The 15368-nt window shown below is 40.8% G+C and carries 16 protein-coding genes and 1 rRNA gene; 5 read left to right on the forward strand and 12 right to left on the reverse strand.

All coding sequences use genetic code 11. The annotated features are described in order from the left end of the window. Positions 1 to 119: 119 nt before the first annotated feature. A 5S ribosomal RNA gene (rrf, locus tag PSPO_RS00165) occupies positions 120 to 234 on the forward strand. Positions 235 to 373: 139 nt separating this feature from the next. Here rrf and PSPO_RS00170 read toward each other — a convergent pair. Further along, positions 374 to 1192: a CZB domain-containing protein gene (locus PSPO_RS00170; protein WP_010562338.1), complete on the reverse strand. Its 819-nt coding sequence runs from the start codon at positions 1190 to 1192 to the stop codon at positions 374 to 376. A gap of 116 nt (positions 1193 to 1308) precedes the next feature. Between PSPO_RS00170 and PSPO_RS00175 the strand changes: the two genes are divergently transcribed. Beyond that, positions 1309 to 2469 (forward strand): hypothetical protein, encoded by a 1161-nt coding sequence (locus PSPO_RS00175; protein WP_010562337.1) that lies wholly within the window; start codon positions 1309 to 1311, stop codon positions 2467 to 2469. Here the strand turns inward: PSPO_RS00175 and PSPO_RS00180 are convergent. The 11 genes from PSPO_RS00180 to lptM all read right to left on the reverse strand — a co-directional run bounded on the left by PSPO_RS00180 (position 2462) and on the right by lptM (position 13310). Then, positions 2462 to 3574 (reverse strand): ABC transporter substrate-binding protein, encoded by a 1113-nt coding sequence (locus tag PSPO_RS00180; RefSeq protein WP_010562336.1) that lies wholly within the window; start codon positions 3572 to 3574, stop codon positions 2462 to 2464. The two genes, PSPO_RS00175 and PSPO_RS00180, sit on opposite strands and share 8 nt — an antisense overlap. Further along, entirely contained in the window at positions 3543 to 5591 is a 2049-nt protein-coding gene (locus tag PSPO_RS00185) for a tRNA(Met) cytidine acetyltransferase TmcA domain-containing protein (RefSeq protein ID WP_010562335.1), read from the reverse strand. Before PSPO_RS00185 ends, PSPO_RS00180 begins: the two co-directional genes overlap by 32 nt. Positions 5592 to 5594: 3 nt before the next feature. After that, positions 5595 to 7766, reverse strand: a complete 2172-nt coding sequence (uvrD, locus tag PSPO_RS00190) for a DNA helicase II (protein ID WP_010562334.1) — start codon at positions 7764 to 7766, stop codon at positions 5595 to 5597. Positions 7767 to 7851: 85 nt separating this feature from the next. After that, entirely contained in the window at positions 7852 to 8193 is a 342-nt protein-coding gene (locus PSPO_RS00195) for a hypothetical protein (RefSeq protein ID WP_010562333.1), read from the reverse strand. A 192-nt stretch (positions 8194 to 8385) separates the two neighbouring features. Then, positions 8386 to 8694: a hypothetical protein gene (locus tag PSPO_RS00200; RefSeq protein ID WP_010562332.1), complete on the reverse strand. Its 309-nt coding sequence runs from the start codon at positions 8692 to 8694 to the stop codon at positions 8386 to 8388. A 124-nt stretch (positions 8695 to 8818) separates the two neighbouring features. Further along, positions 8819 to 9517 (reverse strand): HAD-IA family hydrolase, encoded by a 699-nt coding sequence (locus tag PSPO_RS00205; protein ID WP_010562331.1) that lies wholly within the window; start codon positions 9515 to 9517, stop codon positions 8819 to 8821. 4 nt (positions 9518 to 9521) lie between these two features. Then, a complete protein-coding gene (xerC, locus tag PSPO_RS00210) occupies positions 9522 to 10439 on the reverse strand; it encodes a tyrosine recombinase XerC (protein WP_010562330.1) in 918 nt (305 codons plus the stop codon). Then, positions 10436 to 11047 carry a DUF484 family protein gene (locus tag PSPO_RS00215; RefSeq protein ID WP_010562329.1) on the reverse strand — a complete coding sequence of 204 codons (612 nt, stop codon included), beginning with the start codon at positions 11045 to 11047 and terminating at the stop codon, positions 10436 to 10438. The genes xerC and PSPO_RS00215 overlap by 4 nt, the downstream gene beginning before the upstream one ends. Beyond that, entirely contained in the window at positions 11044 to 11874 is an 831-nt protein-coding gene (gene dapF, locus PSPO_RS00220; protein WP_010562328.1) for a diaminopimelate epimerase, read from the reverse strand. The genes PSPO_RS00215 and dapF overlap by 4 nt, the downstream gene beginning before the upstream one ends. 21 nt (positions 11875 to 11895) lie before the next feature. Beyond that, a complete protein-coding gene (gene lysA, locus PSPO_RS00225) occupies positions 11896 to 13143 on the reverse strand; it encodes a diaminopimelate decarboxylase (RefSeq protein ID WP_010562327.1) in 1248 nt (415 codons plus the stop codon). After that, positions 13143 to 13310 carry an LPS translocon maturation chaperone LptM gene (lptM, locus tag PSPO_RS00230; protein ID WP_084616578.1) on the reverse strand — a complete coding sequence of 56 codons (168 nt, stop codon included), beginning with the start codon at positions 13308 to 13310 and terminating at the stop codon, positions 13143 to 13145. Before lptM ends, lysA begins: the two co-directional genes overlap by 1 nt. Before the next feature lie 151 nt (positions 13311 to 13461). On the opposite strand from lptM, the gene cyaY reads away from it, so the two are divergent. Genes cyaY through PSPO_RS00245 form a run of 3 tightly spaced genes read left to right on the forward strand, consistent with a single transcriptional unit; the run spans position 13462 to position 15360 of the window. Beyond that, positions 13462 to 13782: an iron donor protein CyaY gene (gene cyaY, locus PSPO_RS00235; protein ID WP_010562325.1), complete on the forward strand. Its 321-nt coding sequence runs from the start codon at positions 13462 to 13464 to the stop codon at positions 13780 to 13782. Then, positions 13783 to 14439: an alpha/beta hydrolase gene (locus tag PSPO_RS00240; protein WP_010562324.1), complete on the forward strand. Its 657-nt coding sequence runs from the start codon at positions 13783 to 13785 to the stop codon at positions 14437 to 14439. Between the two features lie 9 nt (positions 14440 to 14448). Beyond that, positions 14449 to 15360: a DUF2914 domain-containing protein gene (locus PSPO_RS00245; protein ID WP_010562323.1), complete on the forward strand. Its 912-nt coding sequence runs from the start codon at positions 14449 to 14451 to the stop codon at positions 15358 to 15360. Positions 15361 to 15368 lie beyond the last annotated feature (8 nt).

Genomic DNA, 15368 nt, shown 5'->3' on the forward strand with positions numbered 1-15368 from the left:
CGCCAAAGTGGTTTATAACCCGCAGAAGTTGAATAGATTAAGATACTAAAGTAGACATTTACTTAAAAAAAGCTTTCCAGATTTAGATTTAAGACAAGCTCTTAAGTCAACCAGATTTGCTTGGTGACTATAGCGTTTTGGAACCACCTGACCCCATGCCGAACTCAGAAGTGAAACGAAACAGCGTCGATGATAGTGTGGGTTCGCCCATGTGAAAGTAGAACATCGCCAAGCTCCTAATTAAAAGAAAGCCTCAACATTATTTTGAGGCTTTTTTGCGTTTGAGGCACTAAAGAATTTTAGAATTAAGCAGCTAGACTTCAGAATGTTCCTGAATCCTGAATCCTGAATCCTGAATCCTGAATCCTTTACTCTAAGCTATCTTGGCTTCTTCTTGCGGTGAAAAAATCACTGTTGGGTCGATAATAATACTGTGCTTATTATTCATATTAATCAGCCCTTTCATCATATGCCTAGTTTGTGGGTCAATATCAAAACCTACCGAAGTTAATTGCTCTAGTGGTTTAATATCGTCTTTATGAACCGTTAAAGAGTCTTCCACCTTATCTACCAACAAGCCTATATGAGGGGTTTTACCATCTTTGGTGGTAAAGATGATAATGGGTTTGTAATCAAGAGTGATCTGCTCTCTTGCTGTTTGGAATAACCTGACGAGCACGGTAAATATCTTACGTTTCTTTTCATGGAAGAGTGTTAGGGCTCTTCCTGATGTGTCGTTAGCGTTTACACTTAACAATTCTTCTGCCATAGCATGCAGTTCTCGATGTGGTTTATCGAACTTGTCGAGTATTACGCGTAATTCTTCGTTGTCTGTTTTGAAGTTATTATACCAAGTGCCAAATGCGCATTTGTCTGGATCTTTGGCTTTTTCGAACGGTGTGCCATTGGCGAGGCTACTTTCTAACGCATCAAGCCAATCTAAATGATCTTTTTCTCTGGCAATAAGTAAATCTGAAAGAGCTTGATTGGCAACTTGAGTCGACTCTTTGTTTAGAACAATACCAAGATCAAAGATGGGGGTTGGCGTGCCTAAATAATCCTTTACGCCAATAAAGCTTTTATTATCGTTGGGTAATTCGGTTAGGTTATTTTCATATCGTTCTGTTAATAAAATATCGAGTATTTTTAAAGCGATCGTCTTAGAGCCAACTTTAAAATTAATAAAGTCCATATAAGATTCATTCCTAACATTCTCATTTATTAAATAGAGCATAGTTGAGCTTATCAAAAATGCACGTATGATAAGTAGCTAACTCACCGAATATTATATTAAAAGATAGTTTAGCAATGAAAAATAAACGCCAGCTACTGATTACCAGCTTAGCACTGTTTTTAAGTGCAAATACATACGCAAACCAAAATGTAATCTCGCAAAGTGTCGAAGAGTTACGATTAACTAAACTCAACACCGTCGATGCAAGCTTGGTTAACCACAAAGCAATGTCACAATTTGCGAAACAATGGCAAACCGTAAGTAATTACGCAGAAGCTAAACAGTTACTCTTGACAGTAGGCACAAAGTTATGGTCTGAAGTTAAAGCACAGGTGCAATCTAACCAGCGATATGACGATAGACCGCTTTACTGGCAACGCCTCGCGGTTAAATCACAACTAAAGAACAAGCCGCTTAATTTTTCAAAAGCCGAACTAGCTAGCCTGTTAGAAGTGTTTGAAACAGTATCTCGTGGGTACTCTGATATTGATTACCGTGAAAGCGCAGATACGCAAATTTTTATTACCGGTTTTGACCCGTTCTTATTAGATAGAAATATTGCGCAAAGTAACCCTTCAGGACTTGCGGCATTAGCGTTAGATGGAAAGGTTATTGAGCTTAATGGTAAGCAAGCCGAAATCAATGCGGTTATTGTACCGGTGCGTTATGAAGATTTTGATCAAGGTGAAATAGAATCACTGTTAGCGCCCATTTACTTAGGTGGACAAGTAGATTTAGTTTCTACTGTTTCAATGGGTAGAGAGCATTTTGATCTTGAGCGTTTTCCTGGTAAGCGTCGTAGTGTAACTGCGCCAGATAATTTAAATGTACTATCAGGTGGCACAAAAGAAGCGCCAATTATTTCAAAGTTAGCAGGCGAAACTCTCTCGGGTGATGAGTTTGTTGAATTTAGCTTGCCCGTTGCTGCGATGCAAAAGGCAAAAGGGCAATATCAAGTAAACGATAACTTAAAAGTAGTGACGTTAGAAAAAGGCGAGTTACAACCTAAATCGCTTTCTGAGTTAAATGGATTAACGGCGGTTTCTGGTGGTGGCGGTGGTTATCTTTCGAATGAGATCTCGTATCGCAGTATTCGTTTGCAAAATCAATTAGGCACGAAAGTACCAACTGGTCATATACATACACCGCGTATTAAAACGTTTGACGATGCAACCAATAAAGCGATTGTGAATCAAATTGAAGCCATGCTTAAGCAGGCGATACCTGTTATTTAGTAAACGTGAAATGATTTAAAAAAACTGTGTTGTTTTTAACTTTTTCGGCAAATTCAACATAGTTTCTTTTACGTTTGTCGAGCGCTTGCTTAACAATATTAAGTTGTTTTAATAAGCACTGGCGTGAGAATGGGGTACATGCTTCAGCCGCTTTGTAAAAGACATAAGCATTCGCAAAGCCTTCTAAATGTACACGTGTAGGATCGTGAATGTTTACGCTTTCCATAGTTTTCTTGAAGCGTTTGCACCATTCTTCATAACACCCATCAACTCTCGGGATGACTTCCGTTACTAGCACTTTGCTGGGTTGCTTAATGCGTGCAAAAAGTTCGTTACTTGAGACAAAAGAAACACTTGTATAATACGGTTTAAAGCCTTGTTGGTCGGCTAAATTAATAAAATGGGCTAAAGGTTTATATGTGCCAACTAAGCAAATCGCTTGTGCGCCACTTTTCTTTAGTTTTTCTAATGCGCGCTCAATATCTTGGCTATTTCGCTTGAATCTGGCAATGGCTTTTGGCTTTAAGGAATATGGCAACATTGCTTTGGTAAGTGCATTTTGCAGTGAAAGACCAAACTCGTCAGCTTGAATTAAAAATGCAATTTTTGTCAGCCCTTTTTGTTTTACTAAGTAATCAATTTGCACCTTTGCTTCGTCGTTATAGCTGGCACGTAAATTAAAAATATGATCTTTATGGCGTAATAAGTCTGCGCCAGTGAACGGGGTAATAAACGGAATTTGGTGAGAATCGATAATGGGTTGAATGGCACTAGATGTCGGGGTGCCAACATATGAGAAGAGAACATCAACTTTAGCGTTATTTATTAGGTGTCGAGTGTTATTTACCGTGAGGTGAGGTTCATACTGGTCATCAAGTGCGAGTAATTCTATTTTTCGACCATTTACTCCACCGTTAGCATTTACTTGCTCAAAATAAGCGTCAGCTCCTTGTTTCAATTGCACGCCTAACTCTGCCGATGGACCGCTTAACGCTGCCGACATACCAAGTTTGATGGGTGGTTGCTGCGTTGCAAAGACAACTAGCGGAATACAGCAAATTACAATGATTAGTTTAGAGATTAGGATAGTGATTACACCATTCATAAGCGGCTTGCTTTAGCGCAAAATTAAGTTGTTTTTTCCCCGTTAATGCAAGAGCTTCGGTGACCTTAGTCTCAGGCATATTCTGTAATACTAGCTTAATTATTAACTTTCTAGAAATACTTTCTAGTTTATTTAGTAAACAAGGATTTACATAAACTTGTTGAGCTAGGACAAAGCGTGCTTGGTCAAAGCTGATTTGCCCTTCACTAAATCTTTTTACTAAGTTATTGCTGCTAGTGTATTGCTGGTTTGATGAAATCAAGTTTGCGCTAATGCCTAATACTAATTCGCTTGGCAGGTGCGAAAACGAACGCGCTAACTCAAACAAAAATTGCTGCTTGAAATGGGATTTGAGCAATGTCTGTTGGTCTAAATAAACATTTGAAGCCTTAATGACTAAGCAAGAATGTTCACCGCTTGCTTTATCTTGCTTGGCACCGAGTTTAATAATGTGATAGTTCTGCTTAAACCAAAAGTTGCAAAGTTTGGCTTCTGCGCCAAAACTCGCCCCTATAAAGTCAACATCAGGCGATAGCGTTTTCTCAATGGTATTTAACAGTTGTGTGCCAATATTGTCACCTTGGCAATAAGGATTAACGGCAATACGCACAATGCGAGCATAACGAGCTGCAAGCAAGTGTTGTTCGCCGAGTAAACACGCAGTAGATTGCGCCAGCATATTGCCTTGAGGACGGCGTTCCCCCGCAATAATTTGTGATGCTAACGGATCGGTTAGTTCACCTTCTAGCGCAACCAATGCAGCTGCTAATAAAATGCCATTTTGTTCAGCAACAAACACCTTCAAGTTATTGCCATCGAGCATATGTCTTAAGTCATTTACGCTAGTTTGATAATGCGCCATCACTAAAATAGCGAATATTTGTTTAAGTAATGCGTTATCGTTTATGAGTTGTTGCTGTGAAATTGCGTAAAACGCAATGTCGTCTTGGTGATTTATACTTAGCTGCTTAAAGTCCGCATCGAGCACTAATAGTTGGTTAATGGTATTTTCTAGCGGGTCATTTTCAGCGTAACGCATTGGAGCAGATAGCTCTGTAATAAAACAGTTGTTGCGCGTAGCTTTTAGATGAGGAATAAAGCGTAAATTAAACCCTCTCCCCGTGCCTTCATAGCCATGAAGTGTTGTTGCAAAACCAAGCTTTATCGGTAAATCGAGCGCCTTTTTTAATAAGCTTACAGGTAAGGTTGCCGCTTCATCAATTAATACTAAATCGTAGTGTGTGGCTTGGTTTAGCAATGCATCAGGTGCAATAAAATCAAGCTTTACGTCATCATCAGTTAATTTCTCGAAGTGTTTATATACAGTGGCAACAGTTTGCTTATGATGGGCACAAATTGCTACGCGCTTACCTTGCGAAACATAATTTGCGGCAAGCATGCCGAGTGTTGCAGATTTTCCTCTGCCTCTATCGGCGGTTAGTAAAAATGTGGCGCGGCGCTTAGTGATAAATTTGGTTAAATCAGCCACTAACTCTTGCTGTTGTTGATACTGAGAACTCTCAGTTGCAGCGTACATTGGGATTGCTGGCAGTGCATTTTGCTCTGAAACAATTAAAGTGTGCTCGTCGTTCTTAAAATGCGAAATTAACCGAATTTGAAAAAGTGAAACAGGCTTGTGTGGTTTATTGGCACTTTGAAAACGAGCAAACGCGGGATCCGCTGTCTTGATGTAACGTTCAAAGCTTGGCATTAGCAGCACGATTAGGCCACCTGCTTTTACCGTACCAGCCACAGTTGCTAGCTTGTCTGGCATTAGCCCTGAATTTACGTCAAACACCACTGTGCTGTACTCTTGCCCTAATAACTGGTGATTATGCTCAGGCCAAAAATTAACTGAAGGGTGATTACTCAGGGTTAATAAATCGGGGTAAACCGTTTTTAAGGTATCAACTTGTTGCCAACACCAATGCTCACACCCTGACAAAACCAATAACTGACGATGCTTACTCGTTAGCAGCGACTGGTGTAATTGGTTAAGCCAGGTGTTAGTCAGCATAATTTACATCGCTTGTAATTTCGCATACATGGTCACTAGCCACTTGGTACCATGATCATCAAAGTTAACTTGAATACGTGCCTGTGGGCCCGTACCCTCATAGTTTAGCACTGTACCTTCACCAAACTTGCCGTGCATTACACGCTGGCCGAGTTTAAAGCCTGTATCGTTAAAGGTTTCTAAACTGATGGTATTACTAAAACGGCCTGTGGTTTTAGGCTTTGTAATTTGCGTTTTAATACGAATTTCATCTAGGCAATCTTCCGGTAATTCGCGAATAAAACGTGACGGGCTATGAAACTTTTCTTGTCCATATAAACGGCGGCTTTCAGCGTGACAAATATAAAGCTTTTGCATGGCACGTGTCATACCTACATAGCACAGGCGACGTTCTTCTTCTAAACGGCCGGTTTCTTCTTGGCTTTGTTGCGACGGGAACATGCCTTCTTCAACGCCTGCCATAAATACCAGAGGGAACTCTAAGCCTTTGGCAGAGTGCAGTGTCATCATTTGCACTGCATCTTCGTGTTCGTCTGCTTGCCCCTCACCTGATTCAAGCGCGGTATATGCTAAAAAGCCATCAAGGGGTGAGCTAAATTCTTCTTCATCTGGCAGTTCGTATTGGCTAGTAGCGTTAATTAATTCTTCTAAGTTCTCTACGCGTGCTTGGCCTTTCTCGCCTTTTTCTGCCATATACATCGCCATTAGACCTGATGTTTGAATCGCGTATTTAGTTTGTTTATCTAGTGATTTATCGAGAATATTGTCTTCAATCTGATCGATCAGTTCAATAAATGAATTAACCGCATTGGCAGCACGCCCCGCTAAGTGTTTTTCTGCGAGTAAGGTTTTTGCTGCATACCAAAGTGGTAATGATTCGCTACGCGCACAGTCACGAATTTGGCTTAATGTGCGATCGCCAATGCCGCGCGTTGGGGTGTTAATAATACGCTCAAATGCCGCGTCATCATTGCGGTTATTTACAATGCGTAAGTAGCATAATGCGTCTTTAATTTCTTGACGTTCGAAGAAGCGCATACCGCCGTAAATTCGGTAAGGAATTCGCGGTGATTGAATATTTAATTCTGATTCCAGTACACGTGATTGGGCGTTGTTGCGGTATAAAATGGCGCAGTCTTGCAGTGCATTACCTTGCTCAAACCAAGCCTTAATTTTACTTACAATAAAGCGGGCTTCGTCTAGTTCGTTATAAGCAGCGTAAACACCAATTTGTTCACCTTGATTACCGTCAGTCCACAGCTCTTTACCCATACGTTCAGAGTTATTGGCAATTAAATGGTTTGCCGCCTTTAGAATATTACCCGTTGAACGATAGTTTTGTTCTAAGCGAATTGTTTGCGCATCAAAGTCACTAATAAACTGTTTTATATTCTCGATACGCGCGCCACGCCAGCCATAAATACTTTGGTCATCATCACCCACAATCATGATCTTGTTGCTTTTACCAGCAATTAACTTTAACCATTGATATTGAATGGTGTTGGTATCTTGGAATTCGTCTACCAGCATATGCGGAAAACGTTGTTGGTAGTGGCGAAGTAAAGTTGGTTGGTCACGTAGTAATTCGAAACAACGCAGTAAAATTTCGGCAAAATCAACTAAACCTGCACGGTCACATGCTTCTTGGTAAGCGGTGTAAATACGCAGCATCATTTGTTCATTAGGGTCAAACGCTTGAATATATTTAGGACGTAAACCTTCGTCTTTTTTAGCGCCAATATACCAAGCAGCTTGTTTGGCCGGCCATTTCTTCTCGTCAATATTCATTGCTTTCATCAAGCGACGGATCATCCTAACTTGATCGTCTGTGTCGAGAATTTGAAATGATTCTGGCAGGTTTGCTTCTTTATGATGGGCGCGAAGAATACGGTGGGATAAGCCGTGGAAAGTACCAATCCACATGCCGCCAACAGACGCCTTAAGCGTTGCTTCAACACGGCTGCGCATTTCTTTGGCTGCTTTGTTGGTAAAGGTTACCGCAAAAATACTGTAAGGCGATGCATGCTCAACTTGCATTAACCAAGCAATTCGATGGACAAGGACGCGGGTTTTACCTGAACCTGCGCCCGCCAGCACCAGCATATTTTGTAGCGGGGCGGCAACGGCTTCGCGTTGATTGTCATTTAAACCATCTAATAATTCAGAAACGTCCATCGAAGTTAACTCTTTACCAAAATTGGCAAAAGTATAACAGGAGTTGATTTAATACCAAATAGAATACTGTTTTTATAAACAGGGGTTAGTTATCTATTGATTTTTTTTCACTAGCCTTTACATTGTGAGTAGGTTGTTGAAGCTCTGAATTTTTTGTTTCTAAGTACGTTTTAACAAACTTTGCTCTTTCGCTTTCAGGTAACGTTGCAATGATATTCTCAATATGCGCTATTTTTTGTTTTTCTTGAAAGTGAGAGATAATTCTGTCACCGCTGATAAGGAAAAAGAGAATTAGCAGAGGGCCCATAACAGGAAATCCATTCCGTCCTTTTAGCTTTCCGTCTACATAAAGCTTCACCCCAGTTAGCCAGTTATTGGTTACGCGAACGTGATGGTCGTTTAAGTCGAATTCCCATTCTTTATACATAATGTTAGTCCTTTTTATAATGTTGTTATTTTTTAAAAACAAAGTCGTTTGTTAAGCTGGCAATCACTTTTTCAATATGTCGTATTTGCTGTTTTTCACGATAAATTGAAAGCGGCGTTTCACTGCCAAAGAGAGTAAAAATAGTAGGCTAAAGCCAATTAAGTATATTAACGTATCCGTTAACAAAGCCTGTTATTTACTAATAAGGCGCTGCGCCCGCAAGGGTACTCGCTCATGAGAGGAGTAGACGATAAACCTGTCTGAAGCTTGAGAAAGTTGCACTGTGACTTCAAGACTAAGCAAAGACCATGAAGGAGTTACGTCAATAATACCAATCTCGGAGAGGTTAGCCCTTAAAAGTACATCATCACGAAATGACAAATTGAGTTCACTAAAATCCCTTAAATCCCCATCAACATACAGTTTCATGACGTTATGCCAATGATAGATAATGTGGATTTGGTGATGCTTGAGATTAAATTTCCATTCTTTTGTAAACATAACTGCTCTCTTATTTATTGAGTGCAGAATATGTTCTGTAATGAGCTTATTAAAGTCATTAATGATGAGAGGTTATATTACGTGATGTAAGGAAATATCGTGTACGTGATATTTCCTTAAGTTATTAAACAAGCAGGGATTTGAGCGCAAAAATATCGCTTATTTCCATGTCAGCTAAACCTTTGTAGCGGTAAGGCACAAAAGCATTTTCTAGCCACACACTATAACAGCCAGCGTTGTTAGCGCCTTGCACATCTGAATCAAGGCTATCACCCACATGCAAAATCTCGTTTTGACTTACACCTAATTGCTGGCAAGCCAAATTAAACATATCGTTTGCTGGTTTTGCTTTGCCGTGTGGGCCTGCTTGTAATACTAGGTCAAAGCTATCTCTTAAATTGAATTGGCTCACATCGACATTACCATTGGTAATAGCAATCACTTTGTATTTTTTACGAAGTGCTGCGAGTAAATTAATTACTTCAGATGCGACCTGAATATCGCTGCGCGCTTTAGCAAAAGCATCATAGGCTTTATCTGCATGAAATGCTGCATGTTCTACTTTGAGAGTTTCTAATCCCCACAGCAAAGCTTTTTGACGCCATAGCGTTACGTCGTTGATGATCTCAGGGTTTTCAAGCGCATAACCGTTTCGACAAGTGCGCCAAAAGTCGCCGCTTTGCGCCGCCCATTCTGGAATTGCTGCAAGGTAATCTTGCTGTGCTTTAATGGCGTTTTTTATGATAGGGCGGTTGTCGTAAAGGGTATCGTCTAAATCAAAACTAATCACTTTTACGGCAGAAATCGCTCGGTTAAATCGCATCATATTACTTCTTTTTTGCCCTTGGGTGGGTGTTGTCGTATACCTTTGCAAGGTGTTGAAAATCAAGGTGCGTATACACTTGGGTGGTTGATAAATTACTATGGCCAAGTAACTCCTGCACTGCTCGCAAATCGCCACTCGACTCTAAAATATGTGAAGCAAAGCTATGGCGTAATTTGTGTGGATGCACATTAGCGCTCAGCCCTTGTTCAATGCCCCATTTTTTCATGCGCGCACGAATTTGGCGAATCGACAAGCGGCGTTTTTGTTTACTAGTAAATAAAGCGAGCTCGTCGGGATTAGCAAATTCTGCACGTACTTTTAGCCATTCTTTTACCGCGCTAATGGCTTTTCGACCAACGGGAATAACCCGCTCTTTACCACCTTTACCTAATACGGTTAAAAGGCCATTAAAGATCGCGCTCTTATCCGTTAAATTAAGGCTAGCCAGCTCAGATAAACGCAGCCCTGATGAATACATTAATTCCATCATGGCTTTGTCGCGAATTGCTAAGCTATCTTCAGGTACAATTTCAAGTAGCTGATTTACTTGGTCAACATCGAGGTTTTTGGGTAGCGGCTTGGTGAACTTCGGCCCTTTTACGAGCTCTACCGGATTCGCTTTGGCAAGCCCCTTTCTAATTAAAAACTTATAAAAGCTACGCAAGCACGATAGATGCAAATTAATGGTTCTAGCTGATAATTCGCGGCTTTTTAACTTCGCGAGCAAGCCTTTTACATTCTCAACTTCAATTGCTTGCCAGTTAGCAACAAATTGCGAAAAATAGTGTGCTGATGTTTCTAAATGACGCAGGTATGCATCGATGGTGGCTGTAGAATAGTGTTTCTCATTGCGCGCAAAAGCGATGTATAAATCTATACTCTGCTGCCAGCTTGCGCTTAGCGGTTGTTGCTCACTCATAACTGAGACAGTTTGATATCTAAGGCTTGAATAAATTCTAAAACAAATACACTGTTTTGTTCTGGATGATAGTGTGTTTCATCACTGCTGGCGAAGGCTAATATGGCTGTTGGCGTACTTTTATCGCCAACCAGATACACAGCTACCGAGCCAACTGTTTTTTGAAATAGCAGCATTTGCTCATCTTGACTCAAACGTCCTAAAAAGCTGGTTTGTAAGCTAAAGCGTTGATCGAGCAGCGTTTGGTGCGTATCGCTATTAAAAGGTATTAATTGGCAATCAAGTAAATTAAATCCTTTGCACAAGGTTTGTGTTAACTTTTCTTGTAGTGCTTCTAGCGTGTCGGTTTTAAGTAGCAGTCGATGACATTGATTGAACACTTTAAAAATGTGTTCGTTATTGGTTGCGTTATCGATTAAATGAGAGAGTTTATCGGTTAATTCTCGATTTTTATTTTGCAATAAACTTTGTTGACGCTTTACAAGGCTGGTGGTGCCGTTTGGTTCGTCGTAAATGGATAAGCGCGCAAGTAGCTCAGGGTGCTTTTGTAAAAAGTCACGGTTTTGTTCTAAATAGTCGACAACTTGGCGTTCATCTAATTCATTCATATCGCGATTTGACCATCAAACACATGTTCTGCAGGGCCGGTCATTTTTACTGGGTGACCGTCGCCTTGCCAATTTATTGTTAATTCGCCACCAGGTAATTCAACCTTTACTTGATTGGCGAGTTTCTTTTGTAAAATACCAACCACAACAGCGGCACAAGCACCACTACCACAGGCAAGTGTTTCACCTGCGCCGCGTTCCCATACGCGCAGTTTGATATGCTCTGGCGAGATTATTTGCATAAAACCAATGTTGGCCTTTTTAGGAAAGCGCTCATGGCTTTCAAGTAACGGGCCTAACTTGGTAATTTGATCTGAGTTGATATCGTCTACTTCAAGTACGCAGTGCGGGTTGCCCATAGAGACGACGCCACAAAATATTGTATGTTCGCCTTCACGGATAATATACGTTGTTTCGCGCTTGGTCGCTTTAAACGGCACTTTTGCTGGGTCGAATTTAGGGTGGCCCATATTTACGCGCACTTTGCCGTCTTTCTCATTGTGTAGGGTAATATTGCCAGACTTTGTTGAGACCTGGATGCGATGGCGGTTGGTTAACCCTTTCATACGCACAAAGCGAGCAAAACAGCGCGCGCCATTCCCGCATTGTTCAACTTCATAGCCATCCGCATTAAAAATTCGGTAATGAAAATCCAAATCAGGATCGTACGGCGCTTCAACCATTAGTAATTGGTCAAATCCAATACCGAAATTGCGATCTGCTAACTTTCGAATTTGGTCTTTTGAAATAAAAACATTTTGCGTGACGTTATCAATAACCATAAAGTCATTGCCTAAGCCATGCATTTTAGAAAAATTTACTAGCATATATATAAACTATGATTGTGCTTAAGGCAGTGTACACTCGTTTCGGTATAGGTCGTCAATAGTTTCGCGTTGGCGAATTACATGAACTTGGTCGTTATCTACCATTATTTCAGCTACGCGCGGACGTGAATTGTAGTTTGAGCTCATGGTAAAACCGTACGCACCGGCACTGCGCACGGCAATTAAATCGCCGGCTTCAATGCACAAATCGCGGTCTTTACCTAAAAAGTCACCAGTCTCACATACGGGGCCTACAATATCGTAATTTTCGGTTTTACCTTGTCGCGGCTTTACTGCAATAATATTTTGCCAAGCCTGATAAAGAGATGGGCGCAGTAAATCATTCATGCCTGCATCAACAATCGCAAAGTGTTTACCTTGGTTTTGTTTTAGGTATTCAACATTGGTGACCAAAATGCCAGCGTTGGCTGCGATAGCGCGGCCAGGTTCAAAAATTAGCTCAACATCGGGTAATTCTGCTAAGCATTCGGTGATTTTACTAACGTACTGACTTGGATGCGGAGGTGCTTCTTGGGCATACGGAACACCTAAACCACCGCCAACGTCAACATGGCTTAATTTGATATTATGAGATGCAAGTTCTTTAACGAGCGCGATTACTTTTTTAAGCGCCGCTATAAAAGGTTCTACTTCGGTAAGCTGTGAGCCAATATGAAAATCAATACCCTTGATATCTAAGTTAGGTAAGCTCGCCGCTTTCTTATATACATCAACCGCAATTTTAATATCTATGCCGAATTTATTTTCTTTCAAACCGGTAGAAATATAGGGGTGCGTTTTAGCATCGATATCTGGGTTTACACGAATAGATATAGGCGCATTTACGTTCAACTCAGTTGCAACTTGCGAGATACGCTCAAGCTCAGCTTCTGATTCAACATTAAAGCACTTGATTTTGTGCTCTAGAGCAAAGGCAATTTCGTCATGTGTTTTAGCAACACCTGAAAATACCACTTTACTGGTATCGCCACCGGCTGCAATTACTCGTGCCAGTTCACCTTTAGAAACAATATCAAAACCAGAACCAAGACGCGCCAATACGTTTAAAATAGCGAGGTTTGAATTAGCTTTTACGGCATAGCATACAAGGTGATTATGGTGACTTGCCGCGTCGCAAAATGCCTTATAGTGGCGTTCTAATGTAGCACGCGAGTATACATAACAAGGCGTACCATATTGTTTGGCAATATATTCAACCTTGACTTGTTCTGCAAACAGTTCGTTATCGTTATAGTTAAAATAGTCCATTACTGTTGCTCCTGTTGCTCTTTATCAGCGTCGGTTTGCTGCTTTGGTTGATTTGATTCCACTTGATCTTGCTCGGCAAGATATAAAGGACCTTTTTGACCGCAACCAGCTAAAATGAGCAATGACACACTCATAAATACTGAAACTAATTTCTTACATTTAACCATATCGTCTGTTTATAAAACTTATTACTGACAAGTGAATGCCACGGTTGGTATTATTGAATAGAGATTATCAGAAAAAAGCGCAAAAACGCAGGATATTGACGTTTTTTCTTATGCTTTATTGGCATCAAAAAATCAATTTGGAAATTTAGCTATGACAGACCAAGAATACCATCAGTTAATCGATGATTTGTTTATTAACTTAGAAGAGCAAGTTGATGCCTGCGAGGTCGACTTAGACTATGAATCTGCCTCGGGAATTTTAGAAATTATTTTTCCCGATAACAGTAAGATCATTCTTAATAAACAAGCACCTTTACAACAGTTGTGGGTAGCAACTAAGTTTAATGGTCACCATTTTGAGCGCCATGGTGATAAATGGATTGATAACCGTAGTGGCTCTGAGTTCTGGCAATTTATGAATGATGCCGCGAGCAAACAAGCGGGTACAAGCATTGTATGGGAAGCTGAATAAATGAGTTTAGACGCAGTTATTATTGAGCCGCAATCAAGTCACAAAGCAACGGTAATTTGGTTGCATGGTTTAGGTGACTCAGGCGATGGTTTTGCACCTATCGTACCGGAACTTAATTTACCTGCAGAACTGGGTGTAAAATTTATTTTTCCACACGCACCAATTCAACCGGTCACCATAAATGGTGGTATGGCGATGCGTTCATGGTATGACATTAAATCTCTTGATCTAGATAAACGCGCCGATGAGCAAGGTGTGCAACAATCTGCTGCGGCAGTACAGCAATTAATTGATGCTGAAATCGACAATGGTATTGCGCCTAGCAATATTATTTTGGCGGGTTTTTCGCAAGGTGGCGTTGTGTCATTGTATTTAGCACCTCGCTTACCATATCAGTTGGCGGGTGTTATGGCGCTTTCTACCTATATGTGTGAGCCTGCTAAACTTAAACTCGAAAAGCAGCAAGCAAGCTTAAATGTATTTATGGCTCATGGCAGTTTTGACGACGTGGTACCAACAGGCGCAGGAAAAGCAGCACATCAAACATTACTTGAATTGGGTTATGAAGTTAGTTGGCAGGAATACCCAATGACACACCAAGTGTGTTTAGAGGAAATTAAGGCGATCCGTACTTGGTTGGTTTCGCGCTTAAACTAGGAAGGAATAGTGGCACAAAAGATAAAAATTACGGCGACATTGGCTAATAAGCAAAACCAATCCGCGCAAAATGCAAAACCGAGCGAAGTTGAGTACCAATGGCGCTGGGCGCGTGTTTTTGCGGCGCTGTTGTTGGTGGTAGTCGTATTAGTTTTGGCAACTATGTACTTATTTCCAAATACGGAATATCCAAAAGAAACGAGCCAATCATTAACAAAAGCCAGTGTGCAAAAAGGCAACTCAACCGTTGTGAAAACGATAACATCAGCTGTGAACAATGCTAAAAATACTGTTAATGAAACCGAAAAGGTTGGTTTAAGTCAATCTACACCAACTGAAGTACCAATAGAGAAAGCTTCTGTCACTCAACCTGCGGTTGAACAACGAGTCGAGCTAGAGCCTAGCAATCCTGGGGATGTTGATAACAGTGAAGCGGTTGTTAGTGAAAGCGTGACGAATAATAGTCTGGCAAAAACAGCCGAAAATAGCGATGAGTTATTAGAGCAGGCTGTGAGCATCGATATTGAACAACAAGCAAACGAAAACAGTAATGTCGACTTAGCAGATATTGCACTTGGCGCAAAAATGAATACCCAAAGTGTAACGCGCGCATTGTTATCGCGTGACATTAAAGCGCGAGAGCCTGTTGATATTATTGGTGAACGAATCGCAAGGGCGAGCTTTACCAAAAAATTGTACTTCTTTACTGAAGTAAACGGCTTAAAAGGTAAAGTGGTGCGCCACAAGTGGTATTTTCAAGATCAATTGCAAGCGGATGTTGAGCTTTCAATATTTGCAGAGCGATACCGTACCTATTCATCAAAAAATATAGCGGCACTGCAACTAGGCGAGTGGCGTGTAGAATTAATTGCCGACGGAAAAACGTTGGCGAGCAAGCAATTTAAAGTAACTGACCAGTAGCGAGTCAG

It is taken from the genome of Pseudoalteromonas spongiae UST010723-006, assembly GCF_000238255.3.
Lineage (GTDB): Bacteria > Pseudomonadota > Gammaproteobacteria > Enterobacterales > Alteromonadaceae > Pseudoalteromonas > Pseudoalteromonas spongiae.

Bases quoted from the DNA above. Each gene is read 5' to 3' on its own strand.
- PSPO_RS00200 (WP_010562332.1), bottom strand. From the start codon at position 8,694: ATGTTTACAAAAGAATGGAAATTTAATCTCAAGCATCACCAAATCCAC.
- dapF (WP_010562328.1), bottom strand. From the start codon at position 11,874: ATGCTAGTAAATTTTTCTAAAATGCATGGCTTAGGCAATGACTTTATG.
- PSPO_RS00185 (WP_010562335.1), bottom strand. From the start codon at position 5,591: ATGCTGACTAACACCTGGCTTAACCAATTACACCAGTCGCTGCTAACG.
- uvrD (WP_010562334.1), bottom strand. From the start codon at position 7,766: ATGGACGTTTCTGAATTATTAGATGGTTTAAATGACAATCAACGCGAA.
- PSPO_RS00205 (WP_010562331.1), bottom strand. From the start codon at position 9,517: ATGCGATTTAACCGAGCGATTTCTGCCGTAAAAGTGATTAGTTTTGAT.
- PSPO_RS00240 (WP_010562324.1), top strand. From the start codon at position 13,783: ATGAGTTTAGACGCAGTTATTATTGAGCCGCAATCAAGTCACAAAGCA.
- lptM (WP_084616578.1), bottom strand. From the start codon at position 13,310: ATGGTTAAATGTAAGAAATTAGTTTCAGTATTTATGAGTGTGTCATTG.
- PSPO_RS00195 (WP_010562333.1), bottom strand. From the start codon at position 8,193: ATGTATAAAGAATGGGAATTCGACTTAAACGACCATCACGTTCGCGTA.
- PSPO_RS00180 (WP_010562336.1), bottom strand. From the start codon at position 3,574: ATGAATGGTGTAATCACTATCCTAATCTCTAAACTAATCATTGTAATT.
- PSPO_RS00170 (WP_010562338.1), bottom strand. From the start codon at position 1,192: ATGGACTTTATTAATTTTAAAGTTGGCTCTAAGACGATCGCTTTAAAA.
- cyaY (WP_010562325.1), top strand. From the start codon at position 13,462: ATGACAGACCAAGAATACCATCAGTTAATCGATGATTTGTTTATTAAC.
- PSPO_RS00215 (WP_010562329.1), bottom strand. From the start codon at position 11,047: ATGAATGAATTAGATGAACGCCAAGTTGTCGACTATTTAGAACAAAAC.
- PSPO_RS00175 (WP_010562337.1), top strand. From the start codon at position 1,309: ATGAAAAATAAACGCCAGCTACTGATTACCAGCTTAGCACTGTTTTTA.
- lysA (WP_010562327.1), bottom strand. From the start codon at position 13,143: ATGGACTATTTTAACTATAACGATAACGAACTGTTTGCAGAACAAGTC.
- xerC (WP_010562330.1), bottom strand. From the start codon at position 10,439: ATGAGTGAGCAACAACCGCTAAGCGCAAGCTGGCAGCAGAGTATAGAT.